Source organism: Ottowia oryzae, assembly GCF_003008535.1.
In the GTDB taxonomy this organism is placed as follows: domain Bacteria; phylum Pseudomonadota; class Gammaproteobacteria; order Burkholderiales; family Burkholderiaceae_C; genus Ottowia; species Ottowia oryzae.
The window spans coordinates 157040-177875 of the sequence record NZ_CP027666.1 but is presented as its reverse complement, the minus strand read 5'-3'; the positions used below and the strand labels follow the sequence as shown (position 1 = coordinate 177875).

General features: G+C 67.1%; 16 protein-coding genes. 12 read left to right on the top strand and 4 right to left on the bottom strand.

Going from position 1 to position 20836, the window contains the following annotated elements; translation table 11 throughout:
* Positions 1–49 precede the first annotated feature (49 nt).
* The 11 genes from C6570_RS00720 to C6570_RS00670 all read left to right on the top strand — a co-directional run bounded on the left by C6570_RS00720 (position 50) and on the right by C6570_RS00670 (position 12998).
* On the top strand, positions 50–1162 hold the full coding sequence (locus tag C6570_RS00720) for a glycosyltransferase family 4 protein (protein ID WP_106701148.1): 1113 nt from the start codon (positions 50–52) through the stop codon (positions 1160–1162).
* Positions 1163–1216: 54 nt separating this feature from the next.
* Entirely contained in the window at positions 1217–2110 is an 894-nt protein-coding gene (gene argB, locus C6570_RS00715) for an acetylglutamate kinase (protein WP_106701146.1), read from the top strand.
* Between the two features lie 151 nt (positions 2111–2261).
* The gene (slmA, locus tag C6570_RS00710; RefSeq protein WP_106701144.1) at positions 2262–2915 is read left to right on the top strand and encodes a nucleoid occlusion factor SlmA; all 654 of its coding nucleotides are present in this window, start codon (positions 2262–2264) and stop codon (positions 2913–2915) included.
* Between the two features lie 491 nt (positions 2916–3406).
* Positions 3407–4063: a TetR/AcrR family transcriptional regulator gene (locus C6570_RS00705; protein ID WP_106701142.1), complete on the top strand. Its 657-nt coding sequence runs from the start codon at positions 3407–3409 to the stop codon at positions 4061–4063.
* Positions 4064–4113: 50 nt separating this feature from the next.
* Entirely contained in the window at positions 4114–5919 is a 1806-nt protein-coding gene (locus tag C6570_RS00700) for an acyl-CoA dehydrogenase C-terminal domain-containing protein (protein WP_106701140.1), read from the top strand.
* Positions 5920–6007: 88 nt separating this feature from the next.
* A complete protein-coding gene (locus C6570_RS00695) occupies positions 6008–6424 on the top strand; it encodes a DUF2147 domain-containing protein (protein WP_106701138.1) in 417 nt (138 codons plus the stop codon).
* A 54-nt stretch (positions 6425–6478) separates the two neighbouring features.
* Complete coding sequence (locus tag C6570_RS00690) at positions 6479–8878, top strand: 3-hydroxyacyl-CoA dehydrogenase/enoyl-CoA hydratase family protein (RefSeq protein WP_106704436.1); 2400 nt, start codon at positions 6479–6481, stop codon at positions 8876–8878.
* Between the two features lie 209 nt (positions 8879–9087).
* Positions 9088–10293, top strand: a complete 1206-nt coding sequence (locus C6570_RS00685) for an acetyl-CoA C-acyltransferase (protein WP_106701136.1) — start codon at positions 9088–9090, stop codon at positions 10291–10293.
* Between the two features lie 26 nt (positions 10294–10319).
* Positions 10320–11198, top strand: a complete 879-nt coding sequence (locus tag C6570_RS00680; protein WP_245896247.1) for an alpha/beta hydrolase family protein — start codon at positions 10320–10322, stop codon at positions 11196–11198.
* A 76-nt stretch (positions 11199–11274) separates the two neighbouring features.
* Positions 11275–12135 (top strand): acyl-CoA thioesterase, encoded by an 861-nt coding sequence (locus tag C6570_RS00675; RefSeq protein ID WP_106701134.1) that lies wholly within the window; start codon positions 11275–11277, stop codon positions 12133–12135.
* A 98-nt stretch (positions 12136–12233) separates the two neighbouring features.
* A complete protein-coding gene (locus tag C6570_RS00670) occupies positions 12234–12998 on the top strand; it encodes an enoyl-CoA hydratase (RefSeq protein WP_106701132.1) in 765 nt (254 codons plus the stop codon).
* Positions 12999–13293: 295 nt separating this feature from the next.
* Here the strand turns inward: C6570_RS00670 and rsmA are convergent, their stop codons facing one another.
* The 3 genes from rsmA to C6570_RS00655 all read right to left on the bottom strand — a co-directional run bounded on the left by rsmA (position 13294) and on the right by C6570_RS00655 (position 18151).
* Entirely contained in the window at positions 13294–14064 is a 771-nt protein-coding gene (gene rsmA / locus C6570_RS00665; RefSeq protein WP_106701129.1) for a 16S rRNA (adenine(1518)-N(6)/adenine(1519)-N(6))-dimethyltransferase RsmA, read from the bottom strand.
* A 276-nt stretch (positions 14065–14340) separates the two neighbouring features.
* A complete protein-coding gene (locus C6570_RS00660; protein WP_106701127.1) occupies positions 14341–15825 on the bottom strand; it encodes a peptidylprolyl isomerase in 1485 nt (494 codons plus the stop codon).
* Positions 15818–18151 carry an LPS-assembly protein LptD gene (locus C6570_RS00655; RefSeq protein ID WP_106704434.1) on the bottom strand — a complete coding sequence of 778 codons (2334 nt, stop codon included), beginning with the start codon at positions 18149–18151 and terminating at the stop codon, positions 15818–15820. Before C6570_RS00655 ends, C6570_RS00660 begins: the two co-directional genes overlap by 8 nt.
* A gap of 153 nt (positions 18152–18304) precedes the next feature.
* Between C6570_RS00655 and C6570_RS00650 the strand changes: the two genes are divergently transcribed.
* Positions 18305–19435 (top strand): aminoglycoside phosphotransferase family protein, encoded by a 1131-nt coding sequence (locus C6570_RS00650; RefSeq protein ID WP_106701124.1) that lies wholly within the window; start codon positions 18305–18307, stop codon positions 19433–19435.
* 128 nt (positions 19436–19563) lie between these two features.
* On the opposite strand, the gene C6570_RS00645 is transcribed toward C6570_RS00650, so the two are convergent.
* Entirely contained in the window at positions 19564–20763 is a 1200-nt protein-coding gene (locus tag C6570_RS00645; RefSeq protein ID WP_106704433.1) for a M20 aminoacylase family protein, read from the bottom strand.
* Positions 20764–20836 lie beyond the last annotated feature (73 nt).

Genomic DNA, 20836 nt, shown 5'->3' with positions numbered 1-20836 from the left:
ACAGCACGATGACGCGGCTCCAAAAAACCCAAGCTATCAAGGCGGCCTTGTGATAGCACTGAGCGTCGTGGCGTTTCTGGTTGCGCTCATCGCAGGCGCAATGATCATTCGTTGGGCGCGCAAGCATGCCGCCGCGTACGACGCCAACTTGCCGCAGCGGTTTCATTTGGGCAACGTACCGCGCATTGGCGGCGTGGCGCTCCTGTGCGGTACGGTCGCCGCATGGGGTTTGGGGTACCTGCAAACCACGTTCCGTGGCGACGGCGCCTCATTGAGCATGGGCGGCTGGATATGGGGCTGGCTGCTGGTCATGCTGCCTGCGGTGCTGGGTGGTGTGATTGAAGACATGACACAGCGCCTTTCGGTGCGCTACCGCCTCACGCTGACGGCGGCCTCCGGCCTGCTCGCGGTGCTGTGGCTCGGGCTGACGGTGTCCTACACCGCCATACCTGGGCTGGACACCCTCATCACGATGGCGCCGTGGATTGGCGGGGCGATTGCGCTGCTCGCCATCGCGGGCTTGCCGCACGCCTTCAACATCATCGACGGCTACAACGGCCTGGCGGGCATGGTGGCGGTGATTGTGTGTTTGGCCCTGGCGCACGTCGCTTTGCAGGTGGAAGATCGGGCGCTAGCGGCCGTGCTGGTGTCCACCGCGGCGGCCACCTGCGGCTTTCTCGTCTGGAATTACCCGCGCGGCATGATTTTCTCGGGTGACGGCGGGGCGTATGTATGGGGCCTGGTCATCGGCCTGGCCAGCTTGACCTTGGTTCAGCGCCACCCCGTTGTATCGCCCTGGTTTCCCATGCTTTTGCTGATCTACCCAGTGTGGGAGACGATGTTCAGCATCTACCGCAAGCTGGGCCGTGGCGTTTCGCCCGGTGTGGCGGACGCGCTGCATTTTCACCAGCTGATCTACCGCCGCATCGTGCGCGAAGTGTTCGACGACGACGAATCGCGCCGCATGCTGATGCGCAACAACCGCACCTCGCCCTACCTGTGGGCCTTCACGCTGCTGACCGTGGTGCCTGCCATTCTGTTTTGGAACAACACGCCGGTGCTGATGGGGTTTTGCCTGCTCTTCGTGGTGTCTTATGTGGTGGCTTACATGGCCATCATCCGCTTCAAGGTACCCCGCGTGTTTCGCAATTCGCGCTGGTAGGCGCTGCCCTATCATCCGCCGATTGCCTGGCCACTTCCTCCTAAAACGCAGAATATGTCCACCGAATCCAAGACCATCTCGCCCCGCGACAACGCCGACATCCTTGCCCAGGCGCTGCCGTATATCCGCAAGTACCACGGCAAGACCATGGTGATCAAGTACGGCGGCAACGCCATGACCGACCCGGCGCTGCAGGCGGCTTTCGCCGAAGACGTGGTGCTGCTGAAATTGGTCGGCATCAACCCGGTGGTGGTGCACGGTGGCGGCCCGCAGATCGAGACCGCGCTCAAGCGCCTGGGCAAGCAGGGCCACTTCATTCAGGGCATGCGCGTGACGGATGCCGAAACGATGGAGGTCGTCGAATGGGTGCTGGCCGGTGAAGTGCAGCAGGACATTGTGGGCCTGATCAACCAGGCTGGTGGCAAGGCGGTTGGCCTCACGGGGCGCGACGGCGGCCTGATTCGTGCGCGCAAGCTGAAGCTGCTGGACCAGAAAGACCCGAGCGTCGAACACGACGTGGGCCAGGTGGGCGACATCGACCAGATCGACCCGTCGGTCGTCAAGGCCCTGCAAGACGACCAGTTCATCCCGGTCGTCAGCCCGATTGGCTTTGGCGACCAAAACGAAAGTTACAACATCAACGCCGACGTGGTGGCCGCCAAACTGGCGACGGTGCTGCAGGCCGAGAAGCTGTTGATGCTGACCAACATCCCGGGCGTGCTGGACAAATCGGGCGAGCTGCTGCCTGAGCTGACGCCCCGCCGCATCGACGAACTGGTGCAGGACGGCACCATTTCCGGCGGCATGCTGCCCAAGATCGCTGGCGCACTGGACGCGGCCAAGAGCGGCGTGAGCGCCGTGCACATCATCGATGGGCGCGTGCCCCATTCGATGCTGCTCGAGGTGCTGACCGACCAGCCCTTCGGCACCATGATCCGGTCGCACTGACGCCGCCGCCAAGTGGCGGCTCCACGGTGACGGGCCGGCGGCGAGCCCGCACCGTGCTTTCCATACCACGCAGCGAGGTGGGCGCGCGTGGCGGATGTGAACCAAATGCCTCGGCATGTGCGAGAATCATTTCGACACATTTTGGTGCCCCATGCCGCCATCCGACGCCCCCACCGACGCGCCCGCCCACGGCAATCCGCCCGAGGCAGCGCCAGTTCGCAAGCGACCCAAGCAGGGTGAGCGGCGCGCCCAGATTCTTCAGGCATTGGCCACCATGCTGGAGCAACCCGGCGCGGAGCGGATCACCACCGCCGCACTGGCCGCGCGCCTGTCGGTGAGTGAGGCGGCTCTGTACCGCCACTTCGCCAGCAAGGCGCAAATGTTTGAGGCGCTGATCGATTTCATCGAAACCACGCTCTTCGGCCTGATCAACCAAATCACCGAACGCGACCCCGCTGGCAACGCGCAGGCGGCCCACATCGTGGCCATGGTGCTGCAGTTTGGCGAGAAGAACCCGGGCATGACGCGTGTGATGGTGGGCGATGCGTTGGTCTTCGAAAACGAGCGCCTGCAGCAGCGCATGAACCTGCTGTTCGACAAGCTGGAGGCTGCCCTGCGCCAGAGCCTGCGCGGCCTGCCGCAGGATGCCGACCGGGCCGAGTCGGCCACGCCCACGGCCGATGCGCAAGTGGCCGCTTCCGTGCTGACCGCCTTCATGGTGGGGCGCCTGCAGCGCTTCGCGCGTTCGGGCTTTCGCCGCGTGCCCACCGAGGTGCTTGAGCCCGCGCTGGCCAGGATGCTCTGATATTGAGAGCGCGTGACGCTCATGGGTAGGGCGCTAGCGGCCGATTGGTTATACAAACACAGTCGTTCGTCTGACTGCGGCGTGGCGGGTGCACCATGCCTGCGCTCCCTGCGCTCCCTGCGCTCCCTGCGCGCGCCCAAAGCAGCATTGCCTGGCCCACGCGAGCGACCCCAGCGCAGGAACCGGTCCTGATCCACAGGGCCAGACCGCGTGGCGCGGCACGACAAGCCCTGCTGGCGCTTGGCCGAAGCGACGTTCTTGCGTGCGGTGGAGTGCTCCAGGATGCTGCCCACATCCCGTAGCGACTCGCCGGCCCCCGGGCAACCTCCATTGACGCCCCCGATCAACCGCCACACGATGCCAGGGCAGCAGTGCTGTCGCCGGCGGCTTGTCTGCTCGAAATCAGGGTAAACACCTATCCCTGACTTTGCGCAGGCGCTTGGCGGCTTGGCGCTTCCCCTTCAAAATAGCACGACCGTTCGTTTTATTGAATGACCCATTCAGCCCATGCCCCGTCCCGCCGCTCGCGCATTGCTCTGGCCGAGCGATCCGCGCGCGCCTTGGCCAAAGGTCAGCAGACCAAGTCGGCCATCGTCGATGCCGCCTTGCGCATCGCGGCGCAGGTGGGGCTGGAAGGCCTGTCCATCGGGGCGCTGGCCGAAGCCATGCAAATGAGCAAGTCCGGCGTGTTCGCGCATTTCGGCTCGCGCGACGAACTGCAGATTTCCGTCGTGCGCGAGTACTACACGCGCTTCGAGGCCGAGGTGTTTCACGCCGCCATGGAAGAAAAGCGCGGCCTGCCCCGCGTGCGTGCGCTGTTCGAGAACTGGATGCGCTACACCAGCGCCGAGCTGGATTCCGGTTGCATCTTCATCAGCGGCGCCGTGGAGTTCGACGACCGCCCCGGCCCCGTGCGCGACGCCCTCATCGAAGCCGTCACCGCCTGGCAAGAGGCCATGGAACGCGCCATAGCCCAGGCGCGCGACGAAGGCCATCTGGTGGCCGATGCGGACGAGCAGCAGATCAGCTTTGAAATCCACGCGCTGATCCTGGCGCTGCACTACGACGCGCGCTTTCTGCACCGCCCCGGCTCCATGGAGCGCGCGCTGCGCGGCTTCGACAACATCCTGGCGCGCTACAGCGCCTGACCGCTTCTTCATTTCCCGTTTTCAGAATTCACCACAGGAGTCCCATCGGAATGCCCAGCTACACCCCCCCTCTGCGCGACATGCAATTTGTGCTGCACGAGGTGCTGAACGTCATCGAAGACCTCAACGCCATTCCCCAGCACGCCGACCTGGATGCGGACACCCTCAACGCCGTGCTGGAAGAAGGGGGCAAGTTCGCCTCTGAAGTGACGCAGCCGCTGAACCTGAGCGGCGACAGCGAAGGCTGCACGCTGGACAAGACCACGCACGAAGTCACCACGCCCAAAGGCTTCAAGGAAGCGTACGCCCAGTACGTCGAAGGCGGCTGGGCCGCCCTGTCGTGCGACCCCGAATACGGCGGCCAGGGCCTGCCCTTTGTGGCCAACCAGTGCTTCTACGAAATGCTCAACGGCGCCAACCAGGCCTGGACGATGTACCCCGGCCTGTCGCACGGCGCCTACGAAGCCCTGCACGCGCACGGCACGGACGAACAGAAGAAAACCTTCCTGCCCAAGCTGACCAGCGGCGAATGGACGGGCACCATGTGCCTGACCGAGCCCCACTGCGGCACCGACCTGGGCCTGCTGCGCACCAAGGCAGAGCCCGTGGCCGGCGCTCCGGAAGGCACCTACAAGATCACCGGCAACAAGATCTTCATCAGCGCGGGCGAGCACGACATGGCCCCCAACATCGTGCACCTGGTGCTGGCCCGCCTGCCGGATGCGCCCAAGGGCAGCAAGGGCATCAGCCTATTCCTGGTGCCCAAGTTCCTCGTCAACGCCGATGGCAGCCTGGGCGCGCGCAACCCCGTCTTCTGCACGGGGCTGGAGCACAAGATGGGCATTCACGGCAACGCCACGGCGCAGATCGCGCTGGACGGCGCCGTCGGCACCCTGGTGGGCGAGCCCAACAAGGGCCTGCAGGCCATGTTCGTGATGATGAACGCCGCCCGCCTGGGCGTGGGCAACCAGTCCCTGGGCCTGACCGAAGTGGCCTACCAGAACGCCCTGGCCTACGCCAAGGAGCGCCTGCAGATGCGCAGCCTGTCCGGCCCCAAGGCCAAGGACCAGCCCGCCGACCCGATCATCGTGCACCCCGACGTGCGCAAGATGCTGCTGACGGCCAAGGCCTACGCCGAAGGCGGCCGCGCGATGAGCATTTACTGCGCCGTCATGCTCGACAAGGCGCTGCACCACCCTGACGAGAAGGTGCGCAAGGACAGCGAGGACGTGGTGGCGCTGCTCACCCCCATCGTCAAGGCCTTCATCACCGACAACGGCTTTGCCGCCACCAACCACGCCATGCAGGTGTTCGGTGGCCACGGCTACATCCACGAAACCGGGGTCGAGCAGTACGTGCGCGACGCGCGCATCAACATGATCTACGAAGGCACCAACACCGTGCAGTCGCTCGACTTGCTGGGCCGTAAGGTGCTGGCCAACCAGGGCGCCACGCTGCGCAAGTTCGGCAAGCAGATCGAGGCGCTGATCGCCGAGGAAGGCGTGAACGAGAAGATGGCCGAATTCATCAACCCGCTGGCCGTGCTGGCGGACCAGATGACCAAGTTCACCACCGAGATCGGCTTCAAGGCCTTCGCCAACCCCGACGAAGTGGGCGGCGCCAGCGTGGACTACCTTCGCGTGGCCGGGCACCTGGTGTTCGCATACTTCTTTGCGCGCATGGCCAGCGTGGCGCTCAAGAAAATCGCCAGTGGCGACACCGACCCGTTCTACCTCGCCAAGGTGCAAACGGCGCGTTTCTACTTCGCCCGCCTGTTCCCCGAAACCGCCAGCTTGATGCGCACCGCCCGTTCCGGCGTGGCCAACCTGCTGGATACCGACGCCGCACTGGCCTGACCGGCCAGCCCGCGTGCCCACCACTTCAACCTGAGTGAATACGATGTCAAAACGGCCTTTGGCGCTGATTGCACCTGCGCGAGCAGCTATGTTGTTTGTAGCGTTTGCCGGTGCCCACGCATCGGCCCAGATGACGCCCGTGGGCACCTGGCGCAGCATTGACGACGACACCAAGCAGCCCAAGGCGCAGATCGTGGTGACCGAACAGGCCGGTGTGCTCACCGGCCGGATCGAGCAACTGCTGCGCCCCGGCGCCGACCCCAAGGCGCTGTGCGACCAGTGCAGCGGCGACCGCAAGGACAAGCCCATGCTGGGCCTGGAAATCATCCGCGGCGCCAAGAAGGCCGAGGGCAAGGATGTGTGGGAAGGCGGCCGCATTCTCGATCCCGAAAAGGGCAAGGACTACAGCCTGCGCCTGACGCCGGTGGACGGCGGCCAGAAGCTGGAAGTGCGCGGCTCCATCGGGCCGTTCTGGCGCACCCAGGTCTGGCAGCGGGTGAAGTGACGCAGCGGCGCGCCCCGCAGCGTGGCGCGCCCGACCAATCAAGGAATGGATGACATGTCCCAGTTCAACGTGAGAAAAGTCGCCGTGCTCGGCGCCGGGGTGATGGGCGCGCAGATCGCGGCCCACCTCGTGAATGTGAAAGTGCCCGTCGTGCTCTTTGATCTCCCCGCGAAAGAGGGCGACAAGAACGGCATCGTGCGCAAGGCGATCGACAACCTGAAGAAGCTCAAGCCCGCGCCGCTGGCCGTGGCCAGCGATGCCGAGCTGATCGAGGTGGCCAACTACGACGATGACATGAAACTGCTCAAGGGCTGCGACCTGATCATCGAGGCCATCGCCGAGCGCATGGACTGGAAGAGCGACCTGTACCACAAGATCGCGCCGTTCGTGAACAAGAACGCGATCCTGGCCAGCAACACCTCGGGCCTGTCGATCACCGAGCTGAGCGAAGCGCTGCCCGAAGCGCTGCGCCCGCGCTTTTGCGGCATCCACTTCTTCAACCCGCCGCGCTACATGTGCCTGGTGGAGCTGATTCCCACGCCCACCACGCAGCCCGACGTGCTGGACAAGCTGGAAAGCTTCGTCACCACCGCGCTGGGCAAGGGCGTGGTGCGCGCCAAGGACACGCCCAACTTCGTGGCCAACCGCATCGGCACTGTGGGCCTGCTGGCCACGATGAAAGAGGCGGAAAAGTTCGGCCTGAACTTCGACGTGGTGGACGACCTGACCGGCAAGCGCCTGGGTCGCGCCAGCAGCGGCACCTTCCGCACCGGCGACGTGGTGGGCCTGGACACGATGGCCCACGTCATCAAGACGCTGCAGGACAAGCTGACGCCTGCAGCAGATTCGTTCTACGACAGCTTTGCCACGCCCCCGGTGCTGGCCAAGCTGCTGGAGCTGAAAAACCTGGGCCAGAAAACCGGCGCGGGCTTTTACAAGAAGGTGGGCCGCGACATCCTGCGCTTTGACCTGGCCAGCGGCGACTACGTGCCCGCTGGCGCCAAGGGCGACGAGGTGTATGGGCGCATGCTCAAGCGCAAGGCGGGCGAGCGCCTGAAGCTGCTGCGCGATGCCGAAGGGCCGCAGGGACAGTTTCTGTGGGCCATCCTGCGCGACGGTTTTCACTACGCCGCCGTGCACCTGGCCGACATTGCCGAGACCGCGCGCGACGTCGATCAGGCCATGCGCTGGGGCTTCGGCATGAAGCAAGGCCCGTTCGAGCTGTGGCAGCAAGCCGGCTGGCTCGACGTGGCGAAGATGGTTCAAGAAGACATCGACGCGGGCAAGGCGCTGTCCAAGCAGCCGCTGCCGGACTGGGTCTTCAAAGGCCCGGTGGCCGACGCGGGCGGCGTGCACACCGAGCAAGGTTCGTGGAACCCCACGTCGGGCCAGTTCGAGCCGCGCCGCCAGCTGCCGGTGTACCAGCGTCAGCTGTTCCCTGAGCTGCTGCTGGGCGAAGGCGGCCCGCGCTTTGAGACCGCCGGCAAAACGCTGGCCGAGACCGACGCCATCCGCATCTGGACGCTGGACGACGAGGTGGTCATCGCCACGCTCAAGACCAAGATGCACATCATCAGCCCCGCTGCGGGCGAGGGGCTGATGCAGGCGCTGGACATCGCCGAATCGGGCTACCAGGGCTTGGTGGTCTGGCCGGGCGAAGATCCGTTCAGCGTGGGCGCCGACCTAGAGACGATGCTCAAAGGCTTTGTCGCCGGAGGCAGCGACTTCGTCGACTCGCTCGAGAAAGAGCTGCAGGACGGCATCCAGCGCATGCGCTACGCGCAGGTGCCGGTGGTGGCCGCCATTCGCGGCATGGCGCTGGGCGGCGGCTGCGAGCTGGCCGTGCACTGCGCGCGCCGCGTGGCCATCATGGAAAGCTACATCGGCCTGGTGGAAGTCGGCGTGGGCCTGGTGCCCGGCGCGGGCGGGCTGACCTACATCGCCCGCCGCGCGGCGGAAAACGCCGCCAACAGCACCGACAAGGACTTGCTGCACTTCCTGACCGAAGGCTTCACCGCCGCGGCCATGGCCAAGGTGGGCACCAGCGCGCTGGAATCGCGCCAGCTGGGCTACCTGCAGTGGAGCGACGTGATCGTGCCCAACAAGGACGAGCTGCTGTACGTCGCCATCTCACAGGCCAAGGCGCTGGCGCAAAGCGGCTACCGCCCGCCGATGAAGCGCCTGTTCCCCGTGGCCGGGCGCGACGGCAAGGCCACCATCCAGGGCCAGCTGGTCAACATGCGCGACGGCGGCTTCATCAGCCAGCACGACTTCCACATCGCCAGCCTGATCGCGGGCGTGGTGACCGGTGGCGACGTGAACCCCGGCACGCTGGTCAGCGAGGACTACCTGCTCACGCTGGAGCGGCGCGCCTTCACCTCGCTGCTGGCCCACCCGAAGACGCAGGAGCGCATGCTGGGTATGTTGAGTACGGGTAAGCCGGTGAGGAACTAGATCGTGGGGCATCCCCCTGAGGCGCTGACGCGCCTTCCCCCTTCTGTCTGCGCGCTGCGCGCTTCGGGAAGGGGGACAACGCGAGTGGCCGCCGCAGGTGCGGCCACCGCGTTCGCTGGAAGTCGCGGCGATGCGACCGGGGATATGAGTGTTATTGGCTGCCAGCGCAGGAAAGACCTGCGCTGGCAGCTATCAAAAGGATACTGAAGATGAAACAGATTCAAGACGCCTACATCGTTGCCGCCACGCGCACACCGATCGGCAAGTCGCACAAGGGTTACTTCAAGAACACGCGGCCAGACGACTTGCTGGCCACCGTGCTGCGCGCCGCGCTGGCGCAGGCGCCGGGGCTGGACCCGGTGGCCATCGAGGACATCATCTGTGGCTGCGCCATCCCCGAAGCGCAGCAGGGCCTGAACGTGGCGCGCATCGGCGCGGTGCTGGCCGGCCTGCCCAAAAGCGTGGGCGGCATCACGGTAAACCGCTTTTGTGCATCCGGCCTGTCGGCCGTGGCCATGGCGGCCGACCGTATTCGCGTGGGCGAGTCCGACGTGATGATCGCCGCCGGCGTCGAAAGCATGAGCATGGTGCCCATGATGGGCAACAACCCCAGCCTGTCGCCCAGCATCTTCGCCAACACCGACAACGTGGACGACTACGGCATCGCGTACGGCATGGGGCTGACGGCCGAGAAGGTGGCGCAACAGTGGAAGGTCAGCCGCGCGGCGCAGGATGCGTTTGCGCTGGAATCCAACCAGCGCGCGGCCAAGGCGATCGCGTCGGGTGAGTTCAAGGACGAGATCACGCCCGTTACGGTGGTGGAGCGCAGCGTCAACCTCAAGACCGCGAACGTCACCCAGACCGAGCGCGTGGTGGACGTCGACGAAGGCCCCCGTCCCGATACGACGCTGGAAGGCCTGGCCAAGCTGCGCACCGTGTTCGCCGCGCGCGGCACGGTGACGGCTGGCAACAGCAGCCAGACCAGCGACGGCGCGGGCGCGTTGATTTTGGCCAGCGAGTCGGCGGTCAAGCGTTTTGGCCTCACGCCGCTGGCGCGCTTTGTCAGCTACGCCAGCCGCGGCGTGCCGCCGCACCTGATGGGCATCGGCCCGATCGAGGCGATACCCGCCGCGCTGAAGGCCGGCGGCCTGACGCAAGATCAGATCGACTGGATCGAGCTGAACGAAGCCTTTGCCGCGCAATCTCTGGCGGTGATGAACACGCTGAAACTCGACCCCGCCAAGGTCAACCCCATGGGCGGCGCCATCGCGCTGGGCCACCCGCTGGGCGCGACGGGCGCCATCCGCTCGGCCACCGTGGTGCACGCGCTGCGCCGCCATCAGCTGAAGTACGGCATGGTGACCATGTGCGTGGGCATGGGGCAGGGCGCCGCCGGGATCTTTGAGCGCGTCTGACGGCCAATCCAGCGCGCAGCCCCGCCGTGGATCAGTTCGTCCTGCCCACGCCCGGCGGCGCACGCGTCGCGGTGCGCGAGTTTGCGCCCGCCACCGCTGCGCGCGGCAGCGTGGTGTTGGGCGGCGCTATGGGCGTGCCGCAAACGTATTACGCGCCGTTTGCGCAATGGCTGGCCGCGCAGGGCTGGCGGGTGACCACCTTCGACTACCGGGGCCACGGCGACTCGCTGGCGCTGGGGCCGCCGCTGCGCACCTTGAAGGCGGACTTGAACGACTGGGCGCGCGACTATGAAGCCGTTGTCGCGTATGCGCGGGCGGCGGCCATCGACGGGCCGCTGTACCTGATTGGCCACAGCCTGGGGGCGCAACTGCCCGGCATGTTTGCGCAGCCTGAGCGCGTCGACGGCCTGCTGGCGGTGGCCACGGGCGTGGGCTACTGGCGGCACAACGCGGCCGCTACGCGCCGCAGGGCTCCGCTGCTTTGGTGGTTGCTGGTGCCGGTGGTGACGCCGCTGGCGGGCTACTTTCCGGGGCGGCGCCTGGGCGTCGTGGGCGACTTGCCCGCGGGCGTCATCCAGCAGTGGCGCCGCTGGTGCTTGCACCCCGAATACAGCGTGGGCGTTGAAGGGCCTGCAGTGCGCGCCAGCTACGCCAGCGTGGCATTCCCCATCCGCGCCTTTGCCGTGGCCGACGATGAGATGCTGACGGCCGAATCCATGCAGGGCCTGCTGCGCCTGTACACCGGCGCGCCGCACCTGGTGCAGCGCATCGAGCCCCAGGCCGTGGGCCTGAAGCGCATCGGCCACCTGGGGTGGTTTCGCGCCGCGTCGCAAGCTGCGCTGTGGCCGCTGCTAGCCCAGGCGCTGAACGACTTGCCGCGCCCCGCGACGCGCGCGCACGCGTGACAAGGCAGGCGCCCCCTGCGTGGTAATTTCACGCGTCGCTTTTGACCCGCATCAAGACCCGATCCTCCACTGCACCATGAACACCCCGGCCTCTTCCACCCCCACCCATCCCCTGGACGAAGCACTGGCCCTGGCGCCGCAAGCGGGCGATGGGGCCAGCGCTGCGCGGGTCTTCGCCGGCGCGCCGCACGCGGCGTACGACAACATGGTCGGCCCGTTTGGCGGTGCGTCCGCCGCGCAGATGCTGCAGGCCGTGCTGCTGCACCCCGATCGCCTGGGCGACCCTGTCGCGCTCACCATCAACTTCGCCGCGGCGGTGTCCAACGCGCCTTTTCAGATCGTGGCCGAGCCCGCGCGCACCAACCGCTCTACCCAGCACTGGGTCATGCGCATGACCCAGGCCGACGCGCAGGGCGCCGAGCACACCGTGCTGACCGCCACGGCCGTCACCGCCGTGCGCCGCAGCACCTGGAGCGCCACCGACGCCCCGGCGCCCGAGGCCCCCGCGCCCGAGCAGATCCCGCGCGCGCCCCACAGCGGCATGGTGCGCTGGATTGAGCGCTACGACATGCGCCCCCTGGCGGGCGCCTTTCCCGCCCAATGGGACGGGCAAGAGGCCGACAGCCTGAGCCGCATGTGGGTGCGCGACGAGCCGCCGCGCCCGTTGGATTTCGCCAGCCTGACGGCGCTGTCCGACGCCTTCTTCCCGCGCATCTGGCGCCGCCGCGCCACGCCCACGCCCATCGGCACCGTGTCGATGACGGTGTACTTCCATGTGGACGCCGCCGGCCTGGCCGCCGTGGGCACCGGCCACCTGCAGGCCCAGGCCAGCGCGCAGGTGTTCTATAACGGCTTCTTTGACCAGAGCGGCCTGCTGTGGGGCCCGGCAGGCCAGCTGCTGGCCACCACGCACCAGATCGTCTATTACAAAGAATAAGCAAAGAATTGGCTGCCAGCGCCCGCTAAACCAGCGCTGGCAGCTATCAAAAACGAAGTCATTGTCTGATCAAGCAGCATACGGAGAACACCACGGCCATGTCCGAAATCCTGATCCACCAAGAAGCGGGCGTGCTCACGCTCACCTTCAACCGCGTCGAGCGCAAGAACTCCATCAACGTCGCGATGTACGACACCCTGGCCACCGAGATCGAGCGCGCCGCCACAGACGGCGACGTGCGCACCGTGCTCATCCAGGGGCATGAAACCGTGTTTTCCGCTGGCAACGACCTGGACGACTTTTTGCGCAACAAACCCGCAGGCATGGATTCGCCGGTTTTTCGCTTCCTGCGCGGCATCGCCACCTTGCCCAAGCCGCTGCTGGCGGCCGTTTGCGGCCCGGCCGTGGGCGTGGGCACCACCCTGCTGCTGCACTGCGACCTGGTCTACGCGGGCGACAACGCCGCGTTTTCCATGCCTTTCGTCAACCTGGGCCTGTGCCCCGAAGCCGCGTCCAGCCTGCTGGTCCCACAGATGTTCGGCTACCACCGCGCGGCCGAAGCGCTGCTGCTGGGCGAGCCCTTCATGGCCGAGGCCGCGCAGGAAGTCGGCCTGGTCAACCGCGTGCTGGCGCCCAGCGAATGCAACCGCTACGCGCGCGAACAGGCGCTGAAACTGGCGGCCAAGCCCCTCACCAGCCTGATCACCACCAAGCAGCTGATGAAAGGCGCGGGCCAACAAGCCGTGCTGGAACGCATGGCCGAGGAAGGCGCGCACTTCGGCCGCATGCTGGGCGAACCCGCCGCCCGCGAAGCCATGACCGCGTTCATGGAAAAGCGCAAACCCGACTTCAGCAAAGTCTGAAGTCGCCGTCGCGCCAGCGGTGGCCGCGTGAGCGGGGTGGGCGCTTTCGCCAAAAGCGCAAGCCCGACTTCAGCAAAGTCTGAAGTCGCCACCGCGCCAGCGGTGGCCGCGTGAGCGGAGGTGGTGCTTTCGCCAAAAGCGCAAACCCGACTTCAGCAAAGTCTGAAGTCGCCGTCGCGCCAGCGGTGGCCGCGTGAGCGGGGTGGGCGCTTTCGCCAAAGAAGAAAGCCAGACTTCAGCAAAGTCTGAGCGGCTCGCGCTGCGTGCGCCGTGCGGGGCGCAATGCCCGCTGGCTTTAAGCGCTGCGCGCCACTGCCTGCGCCAGCGCCAGGTATTCAGCCACCGGCACTTCCTCGGCGCGGCGCTGTACGTCAAAATTGCCGCTGAAGGCGCGCGCCTCCAGCCATTTCCCCAGCGTGTGGCGCAGCAGCTTGCGGCGCTGGCTGAAGGCCACCTGCACCAGCTCAGACAAAGCGTTCACGTCCAGCGGCGCGAAATCGGCGCGCGGCACCATGCGCACCACGGCCGAATCCACCTTGGGCGGCGGGTCAAACGCCTCGGGCGGCACGAAAAGCACGTTTTCCATCGCGTAGCGCCACTGCAGCATGACCGACAGGCGCCCATAGTCGCTGGTGGACGGCGCGGCCACCATGCGGTCGATCACTTCCTTTTGCAGCATGAAGTGCTGGTCTTCCACCGCGCCCGCGAAGGGCAGCAGGTGAAACAGGATGGGGGTGGAGATGTTGTAGGGCAGGTTGCCCACCACTCTTAATTTAGTAGCTGGCGGCGCAGGCTGGATCTGCGCAAAGTCCACTTTCAATACATCAGATTCGATCACCGTGAGCTGCGGGTGCGCCCGCAGGCGCGCGGCCAAGTCACGGTCCAGCTCGATCACCGTCAGCTGGCCCACGCGCTCCACCAGCGGCTGCGTCAACGCCGCCAGGCCCGGGCCAATTTCCACCACGGCCTGCCCAGGGCGCGGGTCGATCGCCCGCACGATGCCGTCGATGATGGCCGGGTCAGACAAAAAGTGCTGCCCAAAGCGCTTGCGGGGGATGTGTTTCATGGCGTTGGCGAGGGTGTCTGAGCGGTCGGCGGGCAGGCTGGCAGTATCAAAATAGGAGCGGCTAGTGCTTGCACAGCGGGCGCTCGCGCCCGATTTGACCCAAAGTAGCGATGGGACCCGCCCATCGACCATAGCCCGCAGCCACCGTGGCGCAACCCACCAGCGAACGCCGTTCCCGGACCTGTGCCGGGAACTGGCGTTGTCCCCCCTCCCGAAGCGCGTCAGCGCGAAGAGAGAGGGGGGAAGGCGCCTACGGCGCCTCAGGGGGGAGCCGCCTTACTTCGGCGGATCGCGGTATTCCACGTAGGCCCGGCCGCGAATCTCGCGCGCCCAGGTATCGAACGATTCCTGCGCTTTCTTTTCGCGCAGCATGTTGCGCGCCAGCTGGCGCTGCTCGTCGGACGACAGCGTGCGCTCGGTGCGCTCATCCACGCGAATCAGGTGCACGCCAAAGCGCGTGACGATGGGCGGGCTGATCTGGCCCGGGTCCAGGTTGTTCATGGCCTGCTCGAATTCGGGCACGAACTGACCGGGGCTCGTCCAGCCCAGGTCGCCGCCTTGGGCAGCGCTTTCGTCCTGCGAGTTCTGGCGCGCCAGGGTCTCGAAATCGGCCTGCTTGGCCAGGATGCGTCGGCGCATGTCGGCGGCGCGATCCACGGCCACACGCTCGCTCTGGTTCGGCCCCACCTTCAGCAGGATGTGGTGCGCGTGCGTTTGCGGAATGCGCACTTCGGGCAGGTCGGTGTTGCGCTTGCGCTCCAGCACCTTCAGCACGTGAAAGCCCGCATCGGATTGCAGCGGGCCCACCACGTCGCCCACCTTGGCGCGCTGCGTGGCGCGCACGAACAGCTCGGGGTATTTGTCCGACGGGCGCATGCCCAGCACGCCGCCGTCGCGGCCGCGGTGGTTGGCGTCAGAAAACTCGGTGGCCAGCTTGGCAAAGTCTTCACCGGCCTTGGCGCGGCGGGCCACCTCATCGGCGCGCGCTTGCAAGCGGGCGCGCTCGTCGGCGCTGGCGCCTTCGGGCACGGCCACCAGAATCATCGCCAGGTTCAGGTCTTGACCGGGGGCCTTGGCGCCCGTTTGTTCGCGGATGAAGGCGTCCACCTCGGAATCGGTGACGCGCAGCTTGGGCTCGATCTCGCGCTCACGCAGGCGCGCCAGCGTGACCTGGTTGCGGATGTCGTCCTTGAAATCCTTGAGCGCAATGCCGCTTTGCTCGACCCGGCGGTGCAGCTCGTCCACGCTGCGCAGATTGTTCTGGCGGGCGATGGACAGCTCGGCCTGTTCCAGTGCGGCGTCGTCCACCTTGATGCCGGTTTCGCGGGCGTACTGCAGCTGGGCGCGCTCGGAAATCAGGCGCTCCAGCACTTCCTTGCGCAGCACGTCGGGTGCCGGCGGGGTCACGCCGCGCTCGGTCAGCTGCTCGACCGCACGGGCGCTGCGCGCGCGCACCTCGTTGTTGGTCACCGGCTCGCTGTTGACCACGGCGACGATGTAGTCGGCCTCCTGCGGGCCCCCTGCGGTGGGTGCATTCGCGGTGGCCGACGGTGCGCTGGCGCCGGCGGCGGGCTTGGCGGCCGGCTTCGTGGCCGCCTTGGGCGCGGGCTTGGCGGCCGTTTTGGCGTTCGACTTGCTGTTGGCGCGCGATGGGCTGTTGCCCGACTGGGCGTGCGCGGGCAGCGCCAGCGCCGCGCACAGCAGCGGCAAGGCCGCCCAGGCGGCGCGCGTCAGACGGGTGGGACGAAGGGTTTTAGTCATAGGCGGTGAACCGGCTGGGTGGAGTGGTTTCCTGGCGCAGGTACTCATAGCCGGGGATGTTGTTGCGCAGCGCGCGCAAGGGGTTGGTGCCCAGTTTGGACAGGCCGATGAATTCCAGCTGAAACATCACGCGCTTGGTCGATGAGGTGACCGAGCTGGTCAGTTTTTCGAACACGACGCGGCCGATCCAGCAGCCGGCGTCGTATTCCACGCCCACCACGGCATCCACCAGTTTCTTGTCGCGCAGGCTGTAGTTCAGCCGGCCCACGCCGTACCAGCGGCCGGTGCAGCTGCCACCGCCGCCGCGCGTGGTGGTGCCCAGCTCGCCGCGGCGGCCGACCAGGTCGCCCAGGGGCCATTGCCAGCCCACATCCACGGATTCGCTGAGCAGGTCGCGCTGGTTGCGGTAGGCCACGCTGAGGGTGTGGAACTTCTCGGGCGAATAGCGCGCGTGGATGGTGGTGCGGGTGCTGCGGCGCGTCTCGGGGTTGTACTGCACGACGGTGTCGAAGGACCACTTGGGCGTCCAGTTGATCGAGGCGCCCAGCATCAAGTCGGACAGGCCGCGGTCGTTGGGCGTGCCGCCGGGCAGCACCACTTTTTGGGGCGAGAAACGGTAGCGCTGGGCCACGCCCAGGCGAACGGCTTCGGCGCCGGTTTCGGGGTCGAGCAGGCGCGTGGTCAGCCCGGCGGTGACCAGGTTGTTGTCGACCACGCGGTCGTGACCGGCGAACGCGTTCTCGGCCCAGATGGTGGCGAAGTTGAAGTCGTACGCGCCCGTGTCGTAATTGGGGATCAGGCTCTGGTCGCGGTACGGCGTGTAGACGTACATCAGGCGCGGCTCCAGCGTCTGGCGGAAGGCGCGGCCGAAATAGCTGGCGTTGCGCTCGAACACCAGGCCGCCATCGAGGCTGACGGTGGGCACCGTGCGGCTGGCGTTGTTGGAGCCGTCCACTTGCCCGCCGTTGAAGGCGTAGTGGGCGGAATGCACCTGCACCTTGGGCGTGAAGAAGCCCCAAGAGCGCACGAACGGGCGCGAAGCCTGTGCCCACACGTAGCTGCGATCGGCGTTGGGTTGCAGCGTCAGCAGACGGTCGGCGCGAAAGCGGGTGTAGTCCGCCTCCACCGAATAGTCAAAGCCGCGGTCGTTCACGCGCGCCCAGCGGCCAGTGATCTGCGGCAGGCGGTCGTAGGGCGGCACGATGGGCGCGGTCACGTCCTGCAGCGTCTGCCATTTCAGGGCGCGGCCCATCAGCGTGAAATCGCCCTTGGACCAGTTCAGCGTGCCGTCGTTGGCCAGCAGGCGCGTGGTCAGCGACAGGCCCTTGCGGGTGAAGTCGCGCCAGTGGTCGTTGTCGCTCACGCGGTTCAGGTTCAGGCCGAACCCCACGCCGCCAATGGCGTCGACGCCGGTGCTGTACAGGCCGTTGTGCCGGATGAAATAGCCCCACCGGTCGCGCCCGCGCAGCCGGTCGTTGGGCATGTAGTGGGCGTTAACGCGGCCGTCGTAGTTGCTCTCCATGTACCGGAACTCGCCAGCCATATCGACGCCGCGGCGCAGCATGAATTCGGGCGTCAGCGTGGCATCGCGGTTGGGGGCGATGTTCCAGTAGTACGGCACCGCCAGGTTCAGGCCGCTCTTGTTGTCCAGGCCCACGGTGGGCGGCAGCCAGCCGGACTTGCGCTCGTTGTTGAGCGGGAAGGTCATCGACGGCAGCGGCAGGATGGGCACGCCCTGGAATTCGAGCTTGGCGCCCTCGGCGCGGCCGATCTGCTCTTCCTGATCCAGCTCCAGCCGCGTGGCGCGCAAGATCCAGTCGGGCATCCAATCGGGGCCGCCGCGCTGGCAGGTGGTGTAGTCGCCCGACAGGACGGTGGCGCGGTCGCGGTCCTGGAAGTCCAGGCGCTCGCCTTGGCCGTGCGCGCCGTTCACCAGCAGCTCGTACGTGGGTTGCAGCACAAACCCCTCGAAGGCATCCACCTGGATCTGGCCCTCGACGCCGCTGAAGCGATTGCCGCGGGCGTTGATGCGCACGTCGCCCTCGGCCGTGGCCACGTCGGTGGTCTGGTCGTAAGTCAGGCGGTTGCTGCGCAGCACGAAACCGGGGCGGCGCAGCTCGGCATCGCCCTCGATCACCGTTTCCAGGTTGGGGCGGCCGGTGATGTGCTCGCCATAGACGATGGCCGGCTGGCTGCCGCTGTCGGGCACGGCCTCCGTCAGCATCGGCGTGGCGTGCAGCGTGAGCGGCGTGTCGTTGAGGATCGATTCCGGCGCTGCGGCGGGCGCGGCTGGCGACTGGGCTTGCGCCGCGCCGGCCAGCAGCATCAGCACGCCGACAGCCACCGGCCGCAAGGCGGCAGATCGGAAGGCCCAGCGTGCGCGGACAGGGGAAAGGGGGGGCGGGGGTACCTGCACTGCGGAATGTGGCAAAGGGCGCGCGGCGTTCAGCCCGCGCGCGGTTTGTAGAATCGATTATCCATGAGCGCCGCGCCCCACGCCTTACCCCCATCCCCCGATGCCCCCGCCCCCCTGGGCGCCCCCGCCGCCCCGTTGTGGCCCGACGCCGACCGCCAGGCCGCCTTCGCGCGCTGGATGGCCGGCATCGCGGACGAGCAAGGCCTGCGCCCGGCCAGCGTGCGCATCGCTTCGGCCGACGCCAGCTTCAGGCGCTACCTGCGGGTAGACACGCAGGGCGGCGGCAGCCGCATCGTGATGGACGCGCCGCCGGCGCACGAAAACTGCCAGCCCTTCGTGCACGTTGCCGCGCTGATGCACGGCGCCGGGCTGAACGCGCCCGAGGTGCTGGCCTGGGACCAGCCCCACGGCTTCATGCTGCTCAGCGACCTGGGCAGCCGCACCATGATCGAGGCCGTCCAGCCTGACAACTCCCTCGCCAGCCGCCCGTTGTACGAAGCCGCGTTGGACGCGCTGCTGCCCTGGCAACAGGCCAGCCGCCCCGGCGAGCTGCCGCCTTACGACGAGGCGCTGCTTCGGCGCGAGCTGGCGCTGTTCCCCGACTGGTACCTTGAAAAGCACCGCGGCGTGCCCGTACAGGGCAAGCTGCGCGACACGCTGGACAAAACCTTCGACCTGATCGTGGCCCGCAACCTGCCCGCGCCCAGCGTTTACGTGCACCGCGACTTCATGCCGCGAAACCTGATGCTGCCGACACAGCAGGGTGGCCCGCTGGGCGTGCTCGACTTTCAGGACGCGGTGTACGGCCCGCTGACCTACGACATCGCCAGCCTGATGCGCGACGCCTTCCTCAGCTGGGACGAAGAGTTCGTGCTGGACATCACCGTGCGCTACTGGGAGCGCGCCCGCAAGGCGGGCCTGATGGATTACGAAGACTGGCACAACGACTTCGGCAGCTTCTGGCGCGCCGTGGAATGGATGGGCCTGCAGCGGCACCTGAAGGTGGCCGGCATCTTTGCGCGCCTGACCCTGCGCGACGGCAAGCCCAAGTACCTGGCCGATACGCCGCGCTTCATCGGCTACATCCGCCACACCGCAGGCCGCTACCGCGAACTGACGCCGCTGCTGCGCCTGATCGACGAAGTGGAAGGCACGCAGGCCGCCGCGGGCTGGGCCTTCGGGCGCGTCGGCTGACACCGGCGGGCCAAAAGCCCGCGGTTTTGGTTTTCTAAACAAATTGGCTTCTGGCGCTGGTGGGATAAGCGCTGGCAGCTATCAATTTTGCAGTTGGTTGATCTGTGGTGCGGTCGGTCGCTGCGCCGTCACGCGCCGCGCGGCGTGGCCAGCCAGCGCTCGGCCAGGCGCACCAGGTAGCTGGCGCCCACGGGCAGCAGCGCGTCGTTGAAGTCGTAGCTGGTGTTGTGCACCAGGCACGGGCCGTGGCCGTGGCCAGCGGCGCGGTGGTCGCCGTCGCCGTTGCCGATGAAGCTGTAGCTGCCCGGCACCTGCTGCAGCATGAAGGCGAAGTCTTCCGCCGCCATGATGGGCGTCTGCGCGATCAGGCGATCCGGCCCCACCAGATCGGCCAGCACTTCGCGGGCGAAGGCGGTCTCGGCGGCGTGGTTGACGGTGGCGGGGTAGATGCGGGTGAACTCGAAATCGCACTCGGCGCCGAAGGTGGCGGCCGTGCCGTGGGCAATCTCGCCCATGCGCCGCTCGATCAGGTCCAGCGTCTCGCTGGTGTAGGTGCGCACGGTGCCGCGCATCTCGCACGTGTCGGGGATCACATTGGGCGCGTCGCCGCCGTGGATCATGGTGACCGAGATCACCGCCGTGTCGGATGGCTTCTTGTTGCGGCTGACGATGGTTTGAAAGGCTTGCAGGATCTGCGCGGCGATCGGCAGCGGATCCACGGCCAGGTGCGGCATGGCGCCGTGCCCGCCCTTGCCGCGCACGCGCACCAGAAACTCGTTGCTGGACGCCAGCACCGGCCCGGGCGACGCCGCGAAGTGCCCGGCAGGAATGCCCGGCATGTTGTGCATGCCGAAGACGGCCTCCATCGGAAAGCGCTCGAACAGGCCGTCTTTCATCATCTCGCGCGCGCCGCCGCCGTGCTCTTCGGCAGGCTGGAAGATCAGGTACACGGTGCCTTCAAAGCGGCGGGTGCGCGCCAGCTCTTGCGCGGCGCCCAGCAGCATGGTGGTGTGGCCGTCGTGGCCGCAGGCGTGCATCACGCCGGGGTGGCGGCTGGCGTGCGCGAACTCGTTGGCCTCGGTCATCGGCAGCGCGTCCATGTCGGCGCGCAGGCCCACGCTGCGCGGCGAATCGCCGTTTTTAAGAATGCCGACCACGCCGGTCTTGCCCAGGCCGCGGTGCACCGGAATGCCCCACTGCGTCAGCAGGTCGGCCACCAAATCGGCGGTGCGGGTTTCCTTGAAAGACAGCTCGGGGTGGGCGTGGATGTCGCGGCGGATGTCGCTGAGCGCGGGCGCGTTGGCGACGATGTCTTCAATCAGGTTCATGGTGGGTTCTTGCAAGCTGGCTTGTGGCTTGATCTGTGTTTTAAATAAGAAATAGGCCGCCAGCGCTGGTGGG